Source organism: Chitinophaga sp. (assembly GCF_019236475.1).
Lineage (GTDB): Bacteria > Bacteroidota > Bacteroidia > Chitinophagales > Chitinophagaceae > Chitinophaga.
In genome coordinates this window covers 43,447-66,270 of sequence record NZ_JAFAIX010000012.1, presented here as the reverse complement: position 1 = coordinate 66,270, position 22,824 = coordinate 43,447, and the positions used below count along the sequence as shown (strand labels likewise).

Annotated in this window: 22 protein-coding genes and 1 tRNA gene; 9 read left to right on the top strand and 14 right to left on the bottom strand. The window is 43.3% G+C overall.

Annotated elements, in window-relative coordinates; genetic code table 11:
• Positions 1-2: 2 nt before the first annotated feature.
• From JO154_RS16340 to JO154_RS16330, 3 genes are read right to left on the bottom strand one after another with little or no spacing between them, the layout of a single operon-like run.
• A complete protein-coding gene (locus JO154_RS16340; protein ID WP_291947431.1) occupies positions 3-935 on the bottom strand; it encodes a DUF4434 domain-containing protein in 933 nt (310 codons plus the stop codon).
• 23 nt (positions 936-958) lie between these two features.
• Positions 959-1,651 carry a GDSL-type esterase/lipase family protein gene (locus JO154_RS16335; RefSeq protein ID WP_291947429.1) on the bottom strand — a complete coding sequence of 231 codons (693 nt, stop codon included), beginning with the start codon at positions 1,649-1,651 and terminating at the stop codon, positions 959-961.
• A 5-nt stretch (positions 1,652-1,656) separates the two neighbouring features.
• A complete protein-coding gene (locus tag JO154_RS16330) occupies positions 1,657-3,528 on the bottom strand; it encodes an FAD-dependent oxidoreductase (RefSeq protein WP_291947427.1) in 1,872 nt (623 codons plus the stop codon).
• A gap of 203 nt (positions 3,529-3,731) precedes the next feature.
• Here JO154_RS16330 and JO154_RS16325 point away from each other — a divergent pair, with 203 nt between their 5' ends.
• Together JO154_RS16325 and JO154_RS16320 are read left to right on the top strand one after the other, a co-directional pair.
• Positions 3,732-4,955, top strand: a complete 1,224-nt coding sequence (locus JO154_RS16325; RefSeq protein WP_291947425.1) for an ROK family protein — start codon at positions 3,732-3,734, stop codon at positions 4,953-4,955.
• 63 nt (positions 4,956-5,018) lie between these two features.
• Entirely contained in the window at positions 5,019-5,438 is a 420-nt protein-coding gene (locus tag JO154_RS16320) for a VOC family protein (RefSeq protein ID WP_291947422.1), read from the top strand.
• Positions 5,439-5,476: 38 nt separating this feature from the next.
• Here JO154_RS16320 and JO154_RS16315 read toward each other — a convergent pair whose 3' ends face one another.
• The 7 genes from JO154_RS16315 to JO154_RS16285 form a co-directional block, all read right to left on the bottom strand.
• Positions 5,477-6,061: a YdeI family protein gene (locus JO154_RS16315; protein WP_291947420.1), complete on the bottom strand. Its 585-nt coding sequence runs from the start codon at positions 6,059-6,061 to the stop codon at positions 5,477-5,479.
• A gap of 164 nt (positions 6,062-6,225) precedes the next feature.
• Positions 6,226-6,298 (bottom strand) — tRNA-Ala (locus tag JO154_RS16310).
• Between the two features lie 66 nt (positions 6,299-6,364).
• Positions 6,365-6,784: a response regulator gene (locus tag JO154_RS16305; RefSeq protein WP_291947418.1), complete on the bottom strand. Its 420-nt coding sequence runs from the start codon at positions 6,782-6,784 to the stop codon at positions 6,365-6,367.
• Positions 6,768-7,865, bottom strand: a complete 1,098-nt coding sequence (locus JO154_RS16300) for a hybrid sensor histidine kinase/response regulator (RefSeq protein ID WP_291947416.1) — start codon at positions 7,863-7,865, stop codon at positions 6,768-6,770. Before JO154_RS16300 ends, JO154_RS16305 begins: the two co-directional genes overlap by 17 nt.
• Positions 7,866-7,887: 22 nt before the next feature.
• Positions 7,888-10,059: a 7TM diverse intracellular signaling domain-containing protein gene (locus JO154_RS16295; protein WP_291947414.1), complete on the bottom strand. Its 2,172-nt coding sequence runs from the start codon at positions 10,057-10,059 to the stop codon at positions 7,888-7,890.
• Positions 10,060-10,073: 14 nt separating this feature from the next.
• A complete protein-coding gene (locus tag JO154_RS16290; RefSeq protein WP_291947412.1) occupies positions 10,074-11,192 on the bottom strand; it encodes a ThiF family adenylyltransferase in 1,119 nt (372 codons plus the stop codon).
• A gap of 7 nt (positions 11,193-11,199) precedes the next feature.
• Positions 11,200-11,925, bottom strand: a complete 726-nt coding sequence (locus JO154_RS16285) for a hypothetical protein (RefSeq protein WP_291947410.1) — start codon at positions 11,923-11,925, stop codon at positions 11,200-11,202.
• Positions 11,926-12,429: 504 nt separating this feature from the next.
• Here JO154_RS16285 and JO154_RS16280 point away from each other — a divergent pair.
• Entirely contained in the window at positions 12,430-13,167 is a 738-nt protein-coding gene (locus JO154_RS16280; RefSeq protein WP_291947408.1) for a superoxide dismutase, read from the top strand.
• A 151-nt stretch (positions 13,168-13,318) separates the two neighbouring features.
• Here JO154_RS16280 and JO154_RS16275 read toward each other — a convergent pair whose 3' ends face one another.
• Genes JO154_RS16275 through JO154_RS16265 form a run of 3 tightly spaced genes read right to left on the bottom strand, consistent with a single transcriptional unit; the run spans position 13,319 to position 17,092 of the window.
• Positions 13,319-14,947, bottom strand: coding sequence for a glycosyltransferase family 39 protein (locus JO154_RS16275; protein WP_291947406.1), 1,629 nt, complete (start codon positions 14,945-14,947; stop codon positions 13,319-13,321).
• Between the two features lie 19 nt (positions 14,948-14,966).
• Entirely contained in the window at positions 14,967-15,641 is a 675-nt protein-coding gene (locus tag JO154_RS16270) for a phosphatase PAP2 family protein (RefSeq protein ID WP_291947404.1), read from the bottom strand.
• An 11-nt stretch (positions 15,642-15,652) separates the two neighbouring features.
• Positions 15,653-17,092 carry an LptF/LptG family permease gene (locus tag JO154_RS16265; RefSeq protein WP_291947402.1) on the bottom strand — a complete coding sequence of 480 codons (1,440 nt, stop codon included), beginning with the start codon at positions 17,090-17,092 and terminating at the stop codon, positions 15,653-15,655.
• Positions 17,093-17,173: 81 nt separating this feature from the next.
• On the opposite strand from JO154_RS16265, the gene JO154_RS16260 reads away from it, so the two are divergent.
• The gene (locus JO154_RS16260; RefSeq protein ID WP_291947400.1) at positions 17,174-17,785 is read left to right on the top strand and encodes a hypothetical protein; all 612 of its coding nucleotides are present in this window, start codon (positions 17,174-17,176) and stop codon (positions 17,783-17,785) included.
• On the opposite strand, the gene JO154_RS16255 is transcribed toward JO154_RS16260, so the two are convergent.
• Complete coding sequence (locus JO154_RS16255) at positions 17,786-18,166, bottom strand: START-like domain-containing protein (RefSeq protein ID WP_291947398.1); 381 nt, start codon at positions 18,164-18,166, stop codon at positions 17,786-17,788.
• 363 nt (positions 18,167-18,529) lie between these two features.
• On the opposite strand from JO154_RS16255, the gene JO154_RS16250 reads away from it, so the two are divergent.
• The 5 genes from JO154_RS16250 to trmD all read left to right on the top strand — a co-directional run bounded on the left by JO154_RS16250 (position 18,530) and on the right by trmD (position 22,816).
• Positions 18,530-19,399 carry an RNA polymerase sigma factor RpoD/SigA gene (locus JO154_RS16250; RefSeq protein WP_073083942.1) on the top strand — a complete coding sequence of 290 codons (870 nt, stop codon included), beginning with the start codon at positions 18,530-18,532 and terminating at the stop codon, positions 19,397-19,399.
• 217 nt (positions 19,400-19,616) lie between these two features.
• Positions 19,617-20,945, top strand: coding sequence for a signal recognition particle protein (ffh, locus tag JO154_RS16245; RefSeq protein WP_291947397.1), 1,329 nt, complete (start codon positions 19,617-19,619; stop codon positions 20,943-20,945).
• A 105-nt stretch (positions 20,946-21,050) separates the two neighbouring features.
• Positions 21,051-21,503: a 30S ribosomal protein S16 gene (rpsP, locus tag JO154_RS26530; RefSeq protein WP_366935591.1), complete on the top strand. Its 453-nt coding sequence runs from the start codon at positions 21,051-21,053 to the stop codon at positions 21,501-21,503.
• Positions 21,504-21,577: 74 nt separating this feature from the next.
• The gene (rimM, locus tag JO154_RS16235) at positions 21,578-22,099 is read left to right on the top strand and encodes a ribosome maturation factor RimM (protein WP_291947395.1); all 522 of its coding nucleotides are present in this window, start codon (positions 21,578-21,580) and stop codon (positions 22,097-22,099) included.
• 45 nt (positions 22,100-22,144) lie between these two features.
• Positions 22,145-22,816 (top strand): tRNA (guanosine(37)-N1)-methyltransferase TrmD, encoded by a 672-nt coding sequence (gene trmD, locus JO154_RS16230; RefSeq protein WP_291947393.1) that lies wholly within the window; start codon positions 22,145-22,147, stop codon positions 22,814-22,816.
• Positions 22,817-22,824 lie beyond the last annotated feature (8 nt).

The window sequence follows — 22,824 nt, the reverse complement described above, 5'->3', positions numbered from 1 at the left end:
TCTCAGAGGGTTTTAATGTATTCTTTATAGCGGTTATAGAGGTGTCCTGCCTGGAGATAGGCAGATTGTGGGCTCATGAAATGTGAAAATTCAAATGTAATAGCTTTATCGTAACCCGCTTTGCGAGCGGCTTCTAGCTTCATGCGCAGTTTCTCAAATTTGATTGGAAAGAATTTGATCGGCATATCGCGGTCAAAGGATTCGGCATTGGTCCAGCATTGGATACCGTATTTATCTGCGATCATTTTGTTGACAGCAAAGAAGTCGGGCAACTCATAAAATTCAATATGACCATCCTGGAATGCGCATGCATCCACTACACCTTTGATACCGTCGAATATTTCGCTCCATTCTGCTTCATGCTGTTTAAGAGACACAGCATCTTCTTTAGATAACGAACCAGAAGCGGCCATCACGGCCTTTTTTCCATCGATCCATGGAGAAATGAGGGTTGGCAGTCCCCCCGAAATATCTTTACAATGCTTTCCCAGTTTGGCATACAGGTCAATTACTTTTCCAGTTCTGCGACTCACTTCCTGCGTCAGGTACCAGCCTTGGAAAGATTTATGATGACCATATGTTTTCCACACCTCATCAATTACTTTCAGGTTGATGTCTACCTCTTTTTGGAAATCCCCTTTCCACCAGTATTTGCCGCTATCATACAGACCGAAGTAAAATTTCATATGGTGTTTGTCTGCCAGTTCCAGGAACATTTTCACGAGGTCTACCGGAGGCTCATAGCAGGATTCTTCTTTCATCAATACCTTGGAAGGGTAGGTGAGCCAGCGCTGAAAACCGCTGCGGATAAGGAATACCGTATCGATGCCAATTGCTTTCATGTGGGAGAAATCAGCATCCCATTCTGCGCGACCCCAGTTTTGATGGGGGATATCATGACTTATTTCATCGAGGAATGTACCTGTTATTTTCATGGTTGTAATTTTATTGGTTAGCATCAGAGATAACGTTGCTGGCGCAGATAGTTGGTCCAGCGGATGTATGCAGCAGCGGTCAGGTGTATACCGTCATAAGTATATGCAGCGGGCATCTGGCCGTCTTTATCAGCAAGCAGATCATATAGGTTGATAAATGTTATCTGTTGCTCAACAGCCAGTGCCTTCACTGCTGCATTCATTGTTCTTATTTCTGCATTAGTACCTGTATAATAATCTCGGTTGATAATCGATTCATTGATGGGCAACACACTCTGAATATAAAGCCGGGTGTGTGGCGATACTGATTTCACCATGGCCAGTATGCGCCGATAGTTTTGCAAAGTCAATTCCAGTGGGATTTTGCGCCCTATATCATTGACGCCAATCATCAGGAATATTTTTGCTGGTTTGGAAGATAGCACCTCATCCATTCTAGCCAGGATACCATAACTGATATCACCGGCAATACCACGGTTACGCACATGTGAATTTCCTGTCAGCTCCGCCCAATCGCCCCAATGAGTGATACTGTTTCCTAGGAAAATGATTTCATCTTTTGTATCCGGCAATCCTTTGAAATAGGCCAACCTGGAGTCATACAGGTAATTGTGATACGTGGAATCGAATGCCGCTTTCGCGGTATCATGGACCTGGGCATTGCATAACGTGGAAAAGACAATGCCACAGGCCATGAGTGAAAGGTGTATTTTCATAGGTGTTATTTCAGGAGATGACCATTAAAATCTACCTGTTGGTCAAAAGGATGGAGGAAGTAGTCGGTGATAACCGCTGCTAATTCCCTGTTCAGAGCCATGTTCGCTTTGAAAGTGGCGCCTGTTTGTAATTTGTTCCAGTTTTCCGCCAGGTTGTTAATGGAAATATCTTTCAATCCAGCCGCTTTTAAAGCCTGTACCATGAATTCAGGAGTGAGGTCTTCGCCAGTTGGATCTAATTTTCTTACAGTAGGGTAGTAGGTTTTCAGGCCTTCCGCATATTCATATTCACTGATCGCTCTTTTAGGGTAGAACCAGGTTTGATTAGCCCATGTGTAAGCAATGCCTGTACCGCGCATGATACCGGTAGCGCCTATACGTTGAATCGCTGCAAAGCTTTTATCTTCCGGCTTCACATCCATGTATGGCATCAGGTAAACGCCTGCATGGAGGAGCGTATCCTGTACTTCTCTCACCTGTACATCTTTTGGTTGTATATTATGATGTATGCAGATAGCAGCCAATGCGCCAGCAGCTTGTCCTAGTTGCAATACCACGGGTTGCAGTCTGGTAGCGCCATTCACGATATTAGTAACGCTGATACTTTTTTCCGCAACGATGAAAGAAGAAGTTTGCTGAGGAATGAGTGATCCCAGTGGAATATTGTAAGAAGGCACTTTCGCTTTACCGAAATCAATTTTCGGCACAGCAGGGTCTTTGCTTTGGTGATGATCGATAGGATAGTCACCAACGGCAATGCCTGTACGATAAAATGCTTCTTGTTGGTCGAATGGTTTGGAGATATGGTTAATAGTCAGTGTGGTAATGCCTTTCAGCCTACGGGCTTCGCGGTAGTAAGGAATAAATGGAAGTTTATCCGGAGTGGGATACTCGTCATCTGCAATACCGAGATGTTTATAACCTAGTGCTGTCTGTAAATAATAGAGGTACTGGAGAGTATGCAGTTTTGCCTTCTTCAAAGCTTCCGTTCTTTGTTCCCTCGTCATTTCTATCACATTCAATGGATAGTCGTTACCACATCCCGGCCAGTTTATCATATATTTATGATTGGGAAGTTTGCCATACTCCATCATTTTATCGCAGTCGATTTTACCATTGTTGCTATTGCCATAAGGGTTAGAGGCGCTGCAGCAGCAGAGGAAAGGCGTTGGATCGTATCCCGCTGGTTTAGGAATAGTTTTATCGGCACCGGTGCCATAATCTTTGAGTGTCACCACGTAGGTCAATGCTTGGATATAATGATTGGCCTCCAGTGGAGCTACGTCTTCCTTTGTTTCGGTACGACTATCCATGCCTGTTCTGTAGGCAGTGCCAGTTGTTGCCATGATATCACCGAGTTCGGTGGCGTCAATCAGAATGTTGGCGATAATGGATTGAGAGCGTTTTCCTTTAGTATAGGTAACAATCCATTTATTATTTTCTCTTTTGACGTTTGTCCAGTGGGCATCGTATTGGATGGAAAGTGATTTTTCGGCAGCGGCCATACTTTTCAGGATACTATCGCCTACAGAAGGTTCAAATAAAGTATAGCTTACCCAACCAGTAGATAGTGCACCGAGACTGCCATAGTGTTGACTGAGCCTGTTTCTGAATTCGCCCCAGAGGCCGGAGGGAAGGTTATTATTGCCATCAATGGCAGATACTCCGGCGCCGGTGAGCATACCGCCTAGCCAGGTACTTTCTTCCAGAATGGTGGTTTTAACGCCCATGCGGGCAGCCTGGATGCCGGCGGTGGTGCCGGATGCGCCGCCTCCTATGATCAGGATATCAGTTTGTGATTGCTGTGCATAGGCCGTGGTACCGCAAAGGCATAGTGATAGCAGTGTTCCGTGGATTAAGGTTGATAAATGTTTCATAGTAGAACTAAAGTAAATAAATAAATTTAAAAACTATAGAAACTACTTAATATAATTTTTTTATTAACGGTAATTGTGAAAATAATTTTCAAAAAGATGAAATTTTCATTAATTATTAGATTTTTGCCGTATATTTTTTAATAAAAATTAAAATTCAGGGGCTTAAATTGGATCATAAAATTCGCAAAAGCAATCAACCGGTTATGTCTAAAACATTCTTTGAAGAGCTAAACAGTGAAAATGTCACCGGAGTAGCGTACAAGAACATCAACCTAAAAAAGGCTGCCCTGGCCTATTTTGCCAATATCGGCAATGCTACTATTGCTGATATGTGCAAGGAGCTTAACCTCAGCGCCCCCAAAGTAACCACCCTGCTGAACGATCTTATTCAGGACGGACTGGTAAAAGATTATGGAAAAGTGGAATCAACAGGTGGAAGAAAACCTAATCTATATGGTCTGGTGCCGGATTCTGCTTTTTTTATTGGCGTAGATATTAAACAGAACCACCTGAACCTAGGGCTATCCGATCTACAGAAAAACCTTATTAGTACTGTTGAAAATCTGCCTTATAAGCTGGATAACAACAAGGAATCACTAGAACAACTCTGTCAGCATATAAATCAGTTCATCACTGATTTACCGGTACCGAGAGAAAAGATATTGGGGATAGGGATTAACCTGAGCGGCCGTATCAATTATGCCACAGGTTACAGCTATAGTTTCTTCCACTTTGATGAGGAGCCGTTGAGCAAGATCATTGAATCGAAAGTGGGTATTCGCGTGTTCCTGGAGAATGATTCGCGATCGATGGCGTATGGGGAGTTTTGTTCCGATTCTGTTCATGGCGAGAAGAATGTATTATTCCTAAATCTGGATCATGGCATAGGTATGGGCGTATTGATTGATGGCAAGCTCTATTACGGTAAATCTGGTTATTCTGGGGAGTTTGGTCACATACCTTTGTTTGATAATGAAATCATCTGTCATTGCGGGAAAAAAGGCTGCCTGGAAACAGAGGCTTCCGGATGGGCATTGGTACGTATGTTCCGACAGAAACTGGACGAAGGATCCTCTTCATTGCTTAGTCGCCGAAATATGCAGCCTTCAGAAATAGGTCTGCAAGATATCATTCATGCGGCCAATCATGATGATGTATTGGCCATTGAACTGATAGCTAAGATTGGTGAAAACCTGGGCCGTGGGATAGCCTTGCTCATCAACATCTTCAACCCTGAATTGGTGATCCTGGGTGGTAGTCTCGCTGCTACAGAGGATTACATCCGGTTGCCGATTAAAAGTGCGATTAATAAATATTCTCTGAGTTTGGTCAACAACGATACCAGGCTGAAGATTTCCCGCCTCGGAGAACGAGCTGGAATCATTGGTGCTTGCTTGTTAGTGCGTAATAAAGTCTTGATAAGTTAACATGAACGGATTGGGTTTTTCGGTAACTTTAGTTTCCATCCTGTAATCCTAAATTTAATTGTTATGTCAGTTCTTAATGCGTATCTCACATTTAACGGCAATTGTGCCGAAGCCATGAATTTCTATAAGGGCATCATGGGTGGCGAACTTCATATTATGTCTGTGAAAGACTCTCCTATGAAGGACCAGATGCCGGAAGAGTTTCATAACCAGGTAATGCACGCTATGTTGCAGAATGGTGATCTGAGACTGATGTCTAGTGATGTGATGAACGGGGCTCCCGTTGTCACTGGCTCCAATGTTAGCTTGACACTCAGTTCCACTGATGTTGATGAAGCAGAAAAATACTTTAACGGACTCGCTGATGGTGGAAAAGTAACCATGCCATTAGGTGAAACTTTCTGGGCAAAACGTTTTGGTATGTTGACAGACAAGTATGGTTTCAACTGGATGATTAATGTGGATAAGCCAATGCAGAAATAACGGTAATGCCTATATTAAAATAATGAGCCTGACAATCGTCAGGCTTTTTTCTTGCTGAAATAATCCAATTTAATTCCTTTCTCGCTGAAGGCGATGGCCTCCTGTAGCCGCTTCTGGCGGGTAACCTCTTGTTTGGCACTGATGATATGCCAGATGGTAACGCGCTGATAGGAGGGGGCGAGATTACTAAAAAATTTCCATGCAACTTTATTGGCTTTGAACAGCTTTTCACTGGCAGGATCTAATTTAATATTGGCCTTATCCTGTTCGAAGGAGTAAACTTTGGATTTATGTTCCTGACGTTTTTGGAAGATGGCCAGGCCTGCGGGATGCATTAGTCCCTGTTCCTGGAGGGTTTCGACTTTCTTAATATTAATAGCACTCCAGATACTTCCTACTTTACGATGTGTAAAACGAATGGTATAACTGTGTTCATCCCGTGATTTTCTAACGGCATCAATCCAGCCAAAACAGATAGCCTGGTCAACAGATTCGGACCAGGTCATGCTGGGTTTACCACTACCAACCTTATAGAAACCTACCAACAGTTCCTTTTCTTTTTCGTGATTCTTTTCCAGCCATTTGCGGAATTCCTTGGCTGTAGAGAAGAACGTGGGTTCCATAGTTCAACATTTAATCCTAAAGTTACTATGGAACTTTTAAACTCATCTATGGGGATAAAAAATCTTTCTTTTAGAAATTACTGCTGGAAAGTAATCAGGGAGATGATGGAAGGTAAAAGTGGGTAAAATAAAAAAGGTCCGGATTGTCCGGACCTCTTATTGGGTGGAGGATAGCGGGCTCGAACCGCTCACCTCAAACATGCCATGCTTGCGCTCTACCAGATGAGCTAATCCCCCATTGCAGGAAATCTTTATTCCCTTGCGGGATGCAAAAATATATTTTTTCCTGGAAATCCAAACATTTTAGACAAAATCTTTAAAAATTCCCTCTACGGTTTCTCTCAATTCCTTTAGCAGTAAAGGTTTACGGAGTAATTTTACTACTAGTGGATTGGCATTTGTACGCGTAATATCCCCATAATCCAGTGTAGACGATACCATGATGATATGACACTGTGATTTAATCTTCTGCGGATAGCTATCAAATGCCTGCAGAAATTCAAAGCCGTCCATCTCTGGCATCTGGATATCAAGCAGTATGACAGTCGGAGGGATACGTGGCAGGGAAATATTACTGGAAAGGAATTCCAGCGCCTTGTTGGGATTCAGAAATGACAATACAGTCCTGCTGATCTGCTGAAAGGTGATTAATTTTTCATGCAGCATCAGGTCTATTTCATTATCATCGATTAATATGACTCTCAGATCAGGTATCGAATTCATTTCTGTTAGGAATAGTTATTTCAAATTGAGTGCCTTCACCATATTTGGATTCGACGTTGATTGTGCCGCCGATTTTATTCAGTGCTTCCTTTACAATATAAAGGCCAATACCGCTTCCTGGTTTATTATTATTCTTCGAACGGAAGAACATCTTGAAGATATTATTCAAATGCTCGCTTAATATGCCGATACCGTTGTCACGTATACAAATAGTCGCTTTATGGGGCTCTACTTTCACGGACAAATGTACCATAGGATTGCTTTCGTCCGGTTTTTGATATTTAACAGCATTGGAAATCAGATTGTTCAGGATAACACTGATACGGAAAGTATCTCCCCGGAACTCCAATTCCTGGTCTACCAGCGTCTGGAAACGAATATCCGTGTTCTGTGGCTGGAATACGGTAATGCAATCGTTCAACAGGTTGTTGAAATCTATCTTTTCATATTCAATCTCCAGTCTGGAATTTCGGTAGTATTCAATGATCTTTTGAATAAACCCATCTAGCTTCAGCACACAGCTTTCCACCATGTTCATATAGCCGTTAGGATCTACTACACTGTTATCCAGCCGAGAGAGGTTGATAATGCCCAACACAGACATTAACGGAGAACGAAGGTCGTGAGACGTGGAATAAATGAACCTATTTAGTTCATCATTGGTTTTTTCCAGTTCAGCAATCTTCTCTTTCAACTGACGGCGAGTGGAATATATTTCGTAGGCGTTATTGATGGTTCTATGCAGCTCATGCTCATCCCAAGGTTTCTTAATGTAAGAAAAGATATGGCCTTTGTTGATGGCATCAATGATATCATCCACATCAGTATAACCAGTCAGGAGAATACGAATCGGATCAGGGAGCACATCCTTGATTTCATTGAAGAATTCTACCCCGGTGGAAACGGGCATCTTTTGGTCTGCAATAATGATATGCACCATTATTTCCTTCAGGAGCTGCTTTCCTTCCTGTGCAGAGGTGGCGGTGTAAATCTCATAACTCCTTCTGAAACTCGCCTTAAAGGCATTCAAGTTATGGATTTCATCATCAATGTAAAGTATTCTTATGCGGTTCTCTTTCATCAATGGTAGTTATGGTTAAATACTACAGGTGACTGGAAAGGTCCAGAGGTAAATATATAATAAATTCTGCACCCTCTCCCGGTGCTGAATTAACAATAATTTTACCCCGATGTTTTTCAATGATGCTGAAGACTATTGAAAGTCCCAGACCGGTACCTTCTCCCACATCCTTTGTAGTAAAAAACGGGTCAAATATTTTTTCTTTTACTTCGGCAGTCATTCCGATGCCGGTATCATGGATAGTAATTACAACGTATGGATCTTCTCTTCTGGTTGAAATGGTAATTGATTCATTATGTTGTTCCTTCTTGCTCTTGATCGCATTCAGAGAATTGCTCAGGATATTCATAAATACCTGGTTGACCTTGCCTGCATAGCATTCAATTTTCGGCAACTCTGAATAATGCTTGATAATATTCACGTTAGGTGGTATACCATTTCTCAACAGCACCAATGTAGAATCCAATCCTTCATGGATATCGATCGATTTCACATCGCTCTCATCCAGGCGACTGAATGTGCGTAACCCTTTCACAATTTCAGCAGTTCTGGCGGCGCCATCTTCAATGCCTTTGATGAGGGAAGAAATTTCTTCGTGTATATAATCTATATCAATTTCCTGCTTGAATTGTTCAATATTAGCCAGTTCCCCTTTCATATCTGGCGCTTCCGCCAGGGCTTCATATTTATTGAGCACGGTTCGAAGGTCTGCTATATCCAGCTTTAAGGGCTTGATATTGGAAGTAACAAAGTTGATCGGGTTGTTGATTTCATGTGCAATACCCGCTGTCAGTTGACCCAAAGAAGCCATTTTCTCCTTTTCCACCAGGCGGGTCTGTGCATCTTTCAGATCGGTCAACGCTATATTCAGATCCTTGTTACTGTTCTGTAATTCTTCTGTTCTTTCCTGCACTTTGGCTTCCAAGATAATATTCTGTTCCCTTACCAGTTGCTCGTTCTCTTTGGATATCTGCAGCGCCAATGCCTGAGAGGCTTCTTTTTCGGCCTTGAAGGTATTGATCTTATCTGCCAGCGCAAAGGACAGCAGTACGACTTCCATACCCGATCCGATTACCAGAATATGGCTGGTAAAGATATTATACGGGATGATGCCTACATCTTTCAATACAAAGACGATAACAGCTATGATGAAAATCGTCCATGCCAGTACAAAAATTCTGGCTGGCTTGGAATGTCGGAATGCTTGTGATACGGCAAACAGTAAGATGAAGCTTACTCCGGTAATCGCCAGAAAATCTATCAATGCATAAGCTATGGAGAAATAGCCCAGCAGGCTGAGTACTAAGGTGCTGGAATATACCACGATAAACAAGGTAAATATCCGATACGCCCAAGGCGCTTTCTCCTTTACGTGGAGGAAGTTTTGCACAAACACCAATACCGAAATGCCAGACAATGCCCCTGCCCATAAGACGCTCTGTTCTGTAATGAACATGTTATCGTGCCAGAAGAAACGATAGCCGAAGCCATGGAGACATATCTGCGCCAATCCTACAAATGCGATGTATATGATATAATAGAAGTAACTCCAGTCCTTTACTGAGAAGAAGATGAAGGTATTATAGAAGATCATGACTAGGATGATGCCGATGTAAATAGAAAGCAGCAGATCATCATTGTACAGTTTGTTATAAATTTCGCGGGGTGTTCCAATGTAAATAGGTACTAATATCGCTTCCCTGCTCTGAATCCGGAAATAGAACGTTTGTGCGGTCCCGTTAGGTATCCTGATGTTGTAAACGAAGTTTTGATGCGAGACAGGTCTTTTTTCCCATGGGCGTAGCTCTCCGCCTGGAATCATCTGGAAATATCCTTTTTCATCAGGGTAATAAAGATCAATCAGGTCGAGGATAGGGTAGGTGACATTAAAGAGCAGCCCATTTTCCCCGGTTTTATTGGCGACGGTAAATCGAAGCCAGATGGCATCTTTTGTAAGGCCGAAGTTAGGAATCTGTTTTTGCAGTTTCTGGAAGTTGCCCTGGTGAAGGATTTCTTTGAAGTCGGCCTTACCAGTGGGGTCCAGAAAATATTCCAACTGGCCGTATTCGGCCAGTTGCATGGGAGAATGATTTGAAATAGTGATAGTATCTGCCCAAGCTGGTAAATGAAAAAATGTTACTAACAGTAACAGATATACGATTTTCTTATGTACCGGTTGGATCAGGTGTTGCATTGTTTAAATAGAGGTCACTTTGTTGGTTTGAAAATTTGTTCCAGGTCTACGTAGTATCTGCCTGATTCAATATGGCCACCCAAACATAATTCCCGACACACATGTCCAATCGCCGCACCTCCCAGCATAACCGCAGATGCGAGCTGAGGCCAGGTAGTAATAGTCTTACCTATTTCCTGGAGGGAAAGTTGCATTTTGGCCGATAACGCGCTGAAATTGACAATACTATCTACAAGTGCCATTCTTGCTGGTCCCTGCATGGTTCTCACATCTGCAGGGGTAAGCGTTACTGGTACTCTTCCATGCAAGATAGGTAAATCGGGATGTAGATCAAATCTTTCTACATCTACCATACCTCTGTCGCTGGTGTCCATTAATACCGGTATCTGGAGTGCTCGTGCGTGCTGACGAGCCAGTATCTTGATATCCAGGCCATCGCATTCCTCTACCAGTATGTCCAGTTTTCCACCTTCCGTCAAGAATTGGTCTATATTATCATCGGTGATGCCCTCATCGAAGCAGATTACACGCAAAAATGGATCAATTTCCGCAATTTCCCGCGCTACAATAACGGTTTTCAAAATCCCCACATTGTGGACGCCTGTCCGGATGCGGTTCATATTACTTAGATCCAATCTGTCGAAATCCGCTATGCGCAATTCCCCACAAAGTCGTTCAATCGCTAAGGTTAGTGCCACCGACTGCCCTACAGACAACCCAATTACGCCTATTTTTTTCTGACGGAGTAATTCCCGTTCAGCAAGAGTAATCTTCTGTAGGTTACGGCTAGTGCGTAATTCAATGAACTCAACCTCATCCAAAATATGTACTAATCTGGCAGCCCAAGGATAATATACCCATACCCCATAATTTTCGGAAGGAGTATTTCCCAAATGGTCCGTTACTTTAGTTTGGATGTCTGCATCTGTCAATCGTTCTGTTGGATGTCGAAGTTTGATCAGTTCGGCAAGTTGCGCCGGTAATTCATCAAATACCTGTATTTCAGGATGTTGTTTTAAGAGAGATGCCAGTCCGGCCGACTGGTTGGGGTCTTGTAAGCGAAAAAATTCTACCTGTCTGTCGTTTCGTCTCCGGCAGCCTGCTGTTAAAGCCTGTGCTAAAGTTGTGCTCATGATTTTATTACTGTTTTACCATCGGCAAATCGCTGGTGGCTGCAGACATGATTCGCAAATCGTAGTCCACCTGCATTTCGCCTTTGGGGCCTTTCTCGATCATTGTCTGTACAGGGTTATTACGCAAACTCATCATTCTTTCCCGATCTTCTGGATGTGCACTTTTCAGTTCCAGTGGGTCATGCAGAATGAGAGCGGTGGCGATGAGGTCTTCTTTGGGGTAATAGAAGGTGCCCTGGTTGCCGATATTAGTCATAATCTGGTATCCGGTACGGATACTGTTGCGGAAAGTAGTTTGTGCACAGAAACCAAGAAACGTAGTTACTGGCAACTGATTTAATACGGCATTCACTACACGAAAAAGCACAATACTACCAATTCCCCAGCCGGCCACCTCTCTAGAGTTCCATAACCCACAGAACTCACCGGTGCCTCCACTGGCTGCTAAATTTTTTACAATATCAAATATTCTTGGATCCATCGTATTGATGGCGGATTCAATCGGGAGTGGAACGCTTCCTCCAGCCAACTGAATTCTGCACCCACCATACATTTTCGTATAGTCATCATTACTAACGGTTATAATGTAAGTAAAAGGCTCGTACATCCAGTCAACGTTCGCAGAAGTCACCTTGGTTACACCATATGCTTCCAGCACCTTCCTGTGCCCTGCAATGTACTGCAGGCACTCTTCAGGATACTCTATCGCCTTGAATACTCTAACCTTAAGCATTGATCTGGGATGCTTTATTATTTATTATAACCCGAAAAAGCCGGATTAGTTCTACTGCTAAATGAACGATACCGGAATAGTTTTCATATTTCTGTTTTCAACTTTGATACGGTCTTACTAACAACGGTACAAATCCAAGCATTGGGTATGCTTAATAATTTTTTCGTTGGCCATAGTAGCAAGGGTGACATTTCTATCTCCGCAGTTAGCAGCACCTGGGATAAATAGTATCATTATTTGAAAAAAATTAAAAAAAATCATCTTCACATGAAGGTAATGGTAAAATAGTATTATTTCCAGAATTATCCATAAAGTCAACCCGTATTTTTCCCGAAAGCGAGGGGTTATTTCACCTGGAGCCCTGGTTCTCAATAGGATAGGACCGCTTAAATATTTTAACGATTTTAAAATTGTAATGATCTGGTGTAAAATTTGATAAAATATTTAACCTGCTATCAAGTAGATTTGTATCTGCTCAGTCACAAACAAATTCAATCTTTTCATATGAACAAAAGAGAATTTATCAAGCTTACCGGCCTTGCCGGGGCCGCTGTTTTAAGTGGACCGCTTGCAAGCCTGGCTGCATCGTCAGCTACCGTGAAAACCAATTTTGCCGATCCCAAAGCACCTTTTGTATTACCTCCTCTGCCTTTCGGCTATGATGCACTGGAGCCTAATATCGACAAAATGACCATGGAAATCCATCACGACAAGCACCATGGTGCTTATGTGAAGAATTTGAACGATGCCCTCCCCAATACACCATTTGCGTCCCTGACCCTGGAGCAGATACTGAAAAAAGTAACCGCTGCTCCCACTGAAAAGGCTATACGTAATAATGCTGGAGGCCATTATAATCACTCTCTCTTCTGGACCCTGCTCAGCCCTACCAAAACAACTCCTTCAGAGAAATTGAAAGCAGCCATCACAGCTAATTTCGGTTCTTGGGATGCCTTCCAACAGAAATTCAATGATGCTGCGAAAACAGTATTCGGTTCAGGTTGGGCGTGGCTAATTGTTACACCAGGTAAAAAACTGGCGATCCTCAATACACCTAACCAGGATAATCCACTGATGACGAACCTCGTGAAAGAAGTAGGTGCGCCCATCCTGGCCTTGGATGTATGGGAACACGCTTACTACCTGAAATACCAGAACAAACGTCCAGATTATATCAATGCCTTCTGGAATGTGATTAACTGGAATGAAGTGGAGAAAAGATTCCATGCTGCTATGGCTTAGTTCCACAGCTTAGATATAAAATGAAGGTAAAACCTTCCTTCCTGTTGTCCCTGCCCGCAGGGCAGGGACAACGTAAAAGATAAAAACCCGGAAGTAACCTCACTGTGAGGTTACTTCCGGGTTTTTTGATACTCTTTTTATTTTTTATCCTTTATTTTCTTTTGAAAAAGACAAAGCCATTTTTCTCGCCGATCTTCTCTAAGTGAGGATGCTGCAGATAAGGTTCCGCATCTGTTATCCTACAAATAAAATAAGCAGGCTTATCGATATTCCCATTCAGCAGCCACTCTGTATTGTAATAGTTTGGATTACTATGTGGCATTTCACGACTGTAGTAATGCTGTGCATAACTGTGATAGCTCAACGCTTTTACATAAACATCCTTGCCTTGGAATGATTCGAAAAATTCGATAGCTGCTCGCTGAGAATAGGCTTCTACTTTCGGAACGAAATGTACAACTGTCACCTGTATAGCGATGATCGTGCTGACGAACAAAGTAATTAGTCCTTCCTGCATTTTCTTTCTTCCCAGCAAAATACCGCTGATAATCACCATTATCATATAGCCGATACCGTAAGCACATTCTGCCAATGACCATGGAACATCTGCTTGTAGATTGGCTACTGCAAATTTATCTCCGATATAAGGAATCAATTGATCTTTATAAATCCCTACCAGTGGCAACGCACCGATGGCAATACCCAACACAATACCGATGACTAGCAGTATCGCCAGGTTCCAACCACGGAAGCGGATTTTGCCTTCCGCAAGTTTGTACACCTGCACCGCTGCTAGGAAGGTAAGTGGGAAATAACAGAGAGACGAATAGTGAACTATCTTGGTTTTTACAATCGAGAAAAGAATCAATACCACCCAGAATAATACCCACATCCATTTCTTGAAATCCTTCAGTTCCGGAGCTACTGGAGCGCTGCTATAGATGGAAGACTTCTTTCCTTTCTGGAAGTAGGTAAAGAGGAATACGCTTGCCGGGAAACAGCCCACCAGCAATACTATCCAGTGGTAGAAAAACGGTCCACCGTGACCGGCATCTTCCGTAGTCAACAGTCTGATCTGGTATTTAACAAATTCATTGACAAACCACCAGCCATGGGCCAGGATTTCATACCCAAACCACAACAGTGTAGTAAAGCAAGCCAGTAAGGCAATCATTCCTAGTTGAGAGAATTTGATTGCGATCCGTCCTTTATTCACCAGCCAATATACTATCAGACAGAGCATAGCCACCAGAATGGCAACAGGTCCTTTTGTCAGTACAGCCAGTCCGAGCATAAAGCCGCTGATAGCAGCCATACGGAAAGGTTTATCTGTATGGGTAATTCGGTAAGCAAAGTAGATAGCCAGGAATATAAACAGGTTGAAAGTAGGATCAATGATACCAGACTTAAAGTAAAAGTGTGGCAACCAGGAACCAGCATAAACGAGTACCCACCAGAGACCTAGTTTGGAATCGCCATGTTTTTTGCCGATGGCATAGAGAGATAACAAGGTAACAACACCTACGATTGCATTCGGAAAACGGGCTGCGAAATCATTTACGCCAAAAATCATCATACTACCTACCTGCATCCAGATAAACAGTGGTGGCTTTTCCCAGAAGGGACGAAAATCAATCTGTACTTGGCTGTAATTATGCGTGACAATCATCTCCCGGGCAGCCTCCGCGAAGTTTATTTCGTCCCAGTCAAACAGGTGAACCGCGCCCAGGAAAGGAATAAACAACAAAGCCGCAAATAGGGCAATCAACAGGTATTTCATTATAAAAATCTATATTTTTCTATGCGGGTGCGTTGGCATTCAGAACCGCTTCCGGACAGAGTTCCGGTGCTACTGTATTGTTTCTTAACCGGAAAAGACTGTAAACGGTAACACTACTGAGTGTACCAACTATACTACCCACGTAAACATCTGCAAAGAAATGTTGCGCGAGGTAGATTCTTGAATATCCGGCTACCAGGGCAAGGAGAATGAAACCGAGACCCCACCTCTTTTCCGGAGAAATGAGTGCAAGGAAACAGAACATTCCAAATGCGCCGGCAGAATGACCGGATGGGAAACTGTTGCTACTATGCACAGTTACCCATTTCACTGTGTGAACAAGTGTGCTCGCCTCATCACCAAAATAGAGGATGGGGCGCGGCGCGTTAAAATAATGTTTTGCTACCTGTACAATGAGTACAGCCAGCAAGAAAGATCCCAGACCCATAAAAAAGAGTCTGAATCTTTGCATTACCAACATCAGTACTAGAATCACACTAAACATGATCCCATCACCGAGGTAGGTAAGCCCTGTTACCAGCACATCCGCCCAGTTGGAATGTACCCCGTTAATACTAAGGAACAATTCACGTTGGCTGTAGCTGGCGAGTAAAATTCCGCCTATGACAACCCATAGTACGAATGGCAGAAAGAAGTAGATATTCTTTCTGAACAGTGTTAACAGCGTTTTCAATTCTGTAGGTTTTAATTTGTAGGTTGCTTCTTAAATCTCTGCAAGAACTTTTTCACTTTCTGAATAATGCGAAAATAGAATTCTTTATTGAAAAGCTGCGAATCATTCATGGCTTTATAAATTAAAAAGGCCGCGATTGGCAACAAAACAATATTAGAGAGCCACATACCAGACCAGGTTTCCATTACCCCGCTTCTGGCCATTTTCTCCCCAATCATAAAGAATACATTGAAAATTACAAAGAAAATAACCGCAAATACCAATGGAGTACCCAATCCGCCTTTACGAATAATTGACCCCAATGGCGCACCTATTAAGAACATTACTATACAAGCGGCTGCCAACGTGAATTTACGTTGCCATTCCACTTTGAACATTAGTACGGAGCCATGTTTATCCTCGTAGTCTTTCGCCGGTGTTTCCAATGAACTAAGGGCATCCCGGGTCGTCTGTTCTGCTCTTTCCAGTATATTCCGACGTTGATCCATCGGAATAGTATCTTCAAAATCATTCACTTTCAATGGAGGTGCGGTGGCTGCCCAGGCAGAATCCTTCCATTTAAAAAAGGTATATCGACTGCTCACATAAGAGTGAATCGCCTTACCATAGCCATCTTCCAATTTTTTGATGGAGTCGATCGCGTAATCCAGTTGACGAATATTCAGCATTTGCTGGTTAGAAGCGAACAGATCCATATTCAGTCGGCTGAACGCAAATGCTTTCAGGTCAAAGGCTTTACTGTATTTATGAAATCCCAACCGGATCATATCCTGGGGAACGGTAAATCCGCGGTTACCTCGTTCTTCATATCTCCAACCGTTTTCCAGGATGAAATAAAGATAGCGTTTATCCGCAGTCAGTACCATTTGGCCTTTTTCGGCAGCGATAATTTTATCCCCGCTACCACCGGTAGAGTGGTCGAAAATCAGTACCTGATGGATGGTTTGGTTATCCTTGTCTTTCTGGGCTACTTTAATCGTGTATCCAGGAATATCTGTATAGAAAACGCCAGCTTTGATGTTGAAGGCGGGTTTGGCATTGGTAATGTCCCAAAGGAGGGATTTTGCCTGTAGATTGGCTACGGGAATAACATAGTTAGCAAAAAGAAACGCTCCGTAAGCGATCAAGATAGCAATTATCAGCAGCGGGCGCATGAAGCGTAGGAGAGAGATCCCGGAAGATTTTAATGCCACCAGCTCAAAGCTTTCACCCAGGTTTCCGAAGGTCATAATGGAGGAGAGCAATACGGCTAATGGGAGCGCCAACGTAACGAGCGTGGCACTGGTATAGGCAATCAACTGAATAATAACGGTAGTATCGAGCCCTTTCCCAACCAGGTCATCGATGTACTTCCAGAGAAATTGCATAATCAGAACAAACAACGTCACAAAGAAAGTGGCAACGAAAGGTCCCAGAAATGTTTTTATAATGAGTTTGTCGAGTTTTTTCACTGATAATGCTATATTAAACCGTAAAGTTAGTACGAATTCACAAAGGAGCACCAATTGCACCTGAAAATCGCGTTAAATTATATGGAAAATTTTGAATTAACCGCAGCCGAGGCGGAGGTGGCGATGAGTGCCGACTTACTATTACTAAAAAATCGGGTGATGGGGAAGGTCGTGGATATGATGGGAGCCATTCACCGGGGATTAGAGGAGACACAGGCACATCATGCTTTTGCGTTCGAACCAGCGTGGTTGCAGCAATCAGCAAAAATATCAAAAGGAGAACAATACCGGCAATTACCATGGGTGATGCTGGATTTCCCGAGGTATTTTTCGGGCAAGGATGTATTTGCTTTCCGAACCATGTTCTGGTGGGGGCATTACTTTAGTAGTACCCTTCATTTGGCGGGAAAGGTAAAGGAACGGTTTCTGGATACGATTGCAGATAACCAGTCAGTACTGGCCGCCAATGGTTTTCAGGTTTACCTGGGAGATGATCCCTGGGAACATGATTTTGAAGGAGGGAATTATAAACCCATAGGGAATATAAGTTTAGCAGACTGGAGGTTGGTTACAGATCGTCATGATTTCCTTAAGATAGCGAAGCCGTTTTCGCTGGCGCAATGGGGTGAAGTAAAAAACGAAGTAGTGGCGGCTTATGCAGCCCTGCTTGCATTACTTGACAACAAAGGCTGATTAGTTCCCGATTCTGTGGAAGAGATCTTTTACTTGATATCCCCACAATTGACTCTGGTCCTTGATTTCTTTCTTCTCCGCGAAATCTTTTACCACAAGTATAGTTTCATTGGTTACTTCTGAAATCTGGATACGGAACTCAAAATATTCTTCTTTCGGAGCGTGTTTCCAGTGAAGGCGGATATATTCATCTTCTTCTTGTTCCAGCACTTCAGCTTCTTCTTCAGTGCCATTCCAGGAGAAGGAGAAAACGTTATCACGGAAGTCAACTTTATCTGCAAACCATTCCTGTAAGCCAGCCGGCGTAGATAGAAATTCGTATAATATACCGGGTGAGCATCTAACCGGGAATTCCAGCTCGTATAGCACTTTCTTTGACATCTCTCAAATTATTAGTAAATCAATATCATCAGGTTGCAATTATAGAAAATTATTTATTCTGTCAAAATAATTTACGGTTTTTTTTTAACTATGTCCAGAAAAATTTGTACGCGTTAAATAAATTCTATTTATTACTAATTATAACAATATAACTTTTTGATATATGGATGTGAAATCACAAGGAGCTGTACCATGTGAAATTTTTCGAAATTTTGCAAGCACTTAATCATCAATCGATTTTGTTTGGAAATGATTTAAAAACGACAATATTTTTTTGGGTAGTATCTAAAAAAACTTATTTTTGTCAGGCATTCATCAAATCTTAACTTTTTCTTAACCTGTAACTGTTCCGACTCTATGTCAATGCGCCAACTCAAAATCACTAAATCCATTACCAACAGGGAATCACAATCCCTGGAAAAGTATCTGCAGGAGATTGGGAAAGTGGATTTAATCACGCCGGAGGAAGAGGTTAATCTTGCTATCCGCATCAAGCAGGGCGATCAGAGAGCGTTGGAGAAGCTTACCAAAGCAAACCTGCGTTTTGTGGTGTCCGTTGCTAAACAGTATCAGAATCAGGGCCTGTCTCTCAGTGATCTTATCAATGAGGGCAACCTGGGGTTAATTAAGGCTGCTCAACGTTTTGATGAAACGCGCGGTTTTAAATTCATCTCCTATGCAGTGTGGTGGATTCGTCAGTCCATCCTGCAGGCTTTGGCTGAACAGTCCAGAATCGTGCGTCTGCCCCTCAATAAAGTGGGCCTGAGCAACAAAATCAGTAAAGCGTATTCACAGTTGGAACAAGAATTCGAAAGAGAGCCTTCTCCCGACGAACTTGCCACCATCCTGGAAATTAATACAGACGAAGTAGAAGCCACCCTCGGCGTTGCTGCCCGTCACGTATCCATGGATGCACCTTTCATCGATGGGGAAGATAACTCCCTTCTCGATGTACTGGAAAATCCAAATGCGGTGAGCGCAGATGAAGAGCTGGATCACCACGACTCCCTCCGTCGGGAAATTGAACGCTCCCTCTCTACACTGACAGACAGACAAAAAGATGTGATTATGCTGTATTTCGGTATCGCCGTAGAACATCCTATGTCACTGGAAGATATCGGAGAAAAATTTGGCCTGACCCGCGAACGCGTTCGCCAGATCAAGGATAAAGCCATCACTAAACTTAGAACCACTTCCCGCAGTAAACTGCTCCGCAACTACCTGGGAAGCTGATCTACATAAACTTTTTTCCTACAGACCCGTCCGGCAGGAGCCAGACGGGTCTTTTTTTCTCGCAAAGTGCGCGAAGGAGCAAAGCCGCAAATAAGCCATTTACCGTGTGTTTTACAGATTCAACCGCTGAAATCGCGCCTTTGCGCCTTCCTTTGCGCCTTTGCGAGAAACTACAAGCAAAAATCACTACATTTGCCATCCGTTTAAAATACCGACAATGTTTGAATCACTTTCAGAGCGGCTCGACTCCGCGTTTAAACAACTTAAGGGTGAAGGCCGTATCTCGGAAATAAATGTGGCATCCACGGTTAAGGAAATCCGCCGTGCACTGGTGGATGCGGATGTGAACTTCAAGATCGCAAAGGAATTTACCGATAGAGTAAAAGATAAAGCCCTGGGAGAAAAAGTTATTACAGCTATCTCTCCTGGTCAGCTCATGGTGAAAATCGTTAAAGACGAACTCGCCGACCTCATGGGCGGCACCGAAGCTGAATTTGATATTAAAAATAATCCTACTATCGTTCTGATCGCAGGTTTGCAAGGTTCTGGTAAAACCACTTTCTCCGGAAAACTGGCTAACTACCTGAAAACCAAGAAAGGTAAAAAGCCCCTGCTGGTAGCAGCGGATATTTACCGTCCAGCAGCGATCGACCAACTGAAAGTGCTGGGAGAACAGATTGAGGTGGAAGTTTACAGTGAGCCTGAAAACAAAAATGCTGTTCAGATCGCTGAAAACGCTGTTAAACACGCAAAAGCACAAGGAAACAATATCATCATCATCGATACTGCCGGTCGTCTGGCCGTGGATGAAGTGATGATGACCGAAGTAGCCAACGTAAAAGCTGCCGTTAAACCGCATGAAATCCTCTTTGTAGTGGATTCCATGACCGGTCAGGATGCGGTAAACACAGCCAAAGCGTTCAATGAGCGCCTGGACTTTAGCGGTGTGGTACTGACCAAACTGGACGGTGATACCCGTGGTGGTGCCGCCCTGACGATCAAGTACACCGTTGAAAAACCGATTAAGTTCGTCTCTATGGGTGAAAAACTCGATACCCTCGATGTTTTCTACCCTGAACGTATGGCGCAACGTATCCTCGGAATGGGTGATATCACCACCCTGGTAGAACGTGCACAGGCACAGTTCGATGAGGAACAAGCCAAAAAACTGGAGAAGAAAATCCGCCAAAATCAGTTCGATTTCGACGATTTCCGCGAACAGCTCCAGCAAATCAAGAAAATGGGTAACCTGAAAGACCTGATGGGCATGATTCCTGGGGTTGGTAAGGCTATCAAGGATATCGATATCAGCGATGATGCCTTCAAAGGCATTGAAGCCATGATCAACTCCATGACCCCAGCCGAAAGAGGGGATCCAGATTTGATCGATGGTAGCCGCCGTAAGCGTATTGCAGCCGGTAGCGGTAAAAATATCCAAGACGTGAATCAGTTCATGAAACAGTTCGAACAAATGCGCCAAATGATGAAAATGATGAACAAATTCGGCGCTGGTGGTAGAGGTTTGAAAGGAATGATGAAACGATAATTTGGAGTTATATAAAATAATTTTGTAAATATCAATTAGAAGTTTACATTTGCATCCCTAATTAAACAATATTTCCTAACTCGCAAAAAATAACTCGACTTATTTATGCCAGTAAAAATCAGACTGCAAAGACATGGCGCGAAGAAGAGACCTTTCTACTTTATCGTAGTAGCTGACGCTCGCGCTCCAAGAGATGGTAAATTCATCCAGAAAATCGGTACTTACAATCCACTGACTGTACCTGCTTCAATCAACATCGATACTGAAAAAGCATTGCGTTGGTTACAGAAAGGTGCTCAGCCTACCGACACTGTTAGAAGAATCCTCTCTTTCAAAGGTGTATTGTATTTGAAACATCTTTTAAGAGGTGTTACCCTGGGACTGTTCGACGAGCCTACAGCGTACCAAAAATTCGCTCAATGGCAAGCTGAACACGAACAGAAAGTTTCTGCCCGCCGCGAAGGTCACAGAAAGTCTAAACTTGCTGCACCTATCGTTAGAAAAGTAGAAGATACTCCTGCTGCTCCAACTGCAGAAGGTGAAGGTACAGAAGCATAAAACGGCAACGTTTTAACAAATACCTGAAAAGGAAATATTTGCACTGCAAATATTTCCTTTTTTAATTTCCAATTATGAGTAATTACTTCAGTATAGGTAAACTGTTGTCCGCTCACGGCCTGCAGGGGGAAATCCTTGTGAAACACAGTCTGGGTAAACGTTCTGCGCTGAAAGGGGTAGAAGCGGTGTTCCTGGAAGAGCGTAAAAACAGCTTTATTCCTTACTTTATTAAAGAGGTGAAGGTCAAGAACATCGATCATCTCTACCTGAAACTGGATGGTATAGATACCAAGGAGGCGGCACAGAAACTGCTTCCAGGACAAATATATCTCCAGGAGGCAGATTTTAAGGAACAAACGGCCTCTTCTGCTCCGTTGGCCCTGCTGGGATACACGGTAGAGGATGCCCACCATGGCACTTTGGGCCAGATTGAAGAAGTGATTGAAATGCCTATGCAGGTATTGGTTAAAGTGCAGATTAGCGGAAAAGAAGCCCTGCTGCCTATCAACGAGCAATCACTCGTGAAAATGGACAAGAAAAACCAGGTGGTATACGTAGACCTGCCAGAAGGTTTGGTGGAGCTGTATACTGGCTGAGAATAAACCAGGGTGCAACTGGATAAAGGGCACAAAACCGGCATTATGCGAATTGATATTATAACTGTGCTTCCTGAGCTGCTGGAAAGTCCGCTTTCCCACAGTATTATGAAGCGCGCACAGGCCAAAGAACTGCTGGAGGTGCATCTGCATCCATTGAGGGAATATTCTTCCCTAAAACATCAGCAGGTGGATGATTACCAGTTTGGTGGTGGAGCAGGCATGGTCATGATGCTGGAACCTATTGTCAATTGTATTGAATCCCTACAGGCAAAGGTGACGTATGATGAAATAATTTATATGACACCAGATGGGGAGACACTGAACCAGCGAATGGCGAACCAGCTTTCCATGAAAGGGAATCTGATGATCCTCTGCGGGCATTACAAAGGCATAGACCAGCGCATCCGGGATCATTTCATTACGAAGGAGATTTCCATCGGGGATTACGTGCTTTCTGGCGGTGAGCTGGGTGCGGCCGTACTGGTGGATGCCATCGGGCGATTACTGCCGGGGGTACTGAATGATGAAACCAGCGCTTTATTTGACTCTTTCCAGGACAATCTGTTGGCGCCTCCGGTGTATACACGCCCGGTGGAGTTCCGCGGATGGAAAGTTCCGGATGTATTATTGAGCGGTGACCACCGCAAAATTGATGAATGGCGTCATCAAGAGGCATTGGATAGAACCAAGGCCAGACGCCCTGATTTGTTGTAAATTAATTG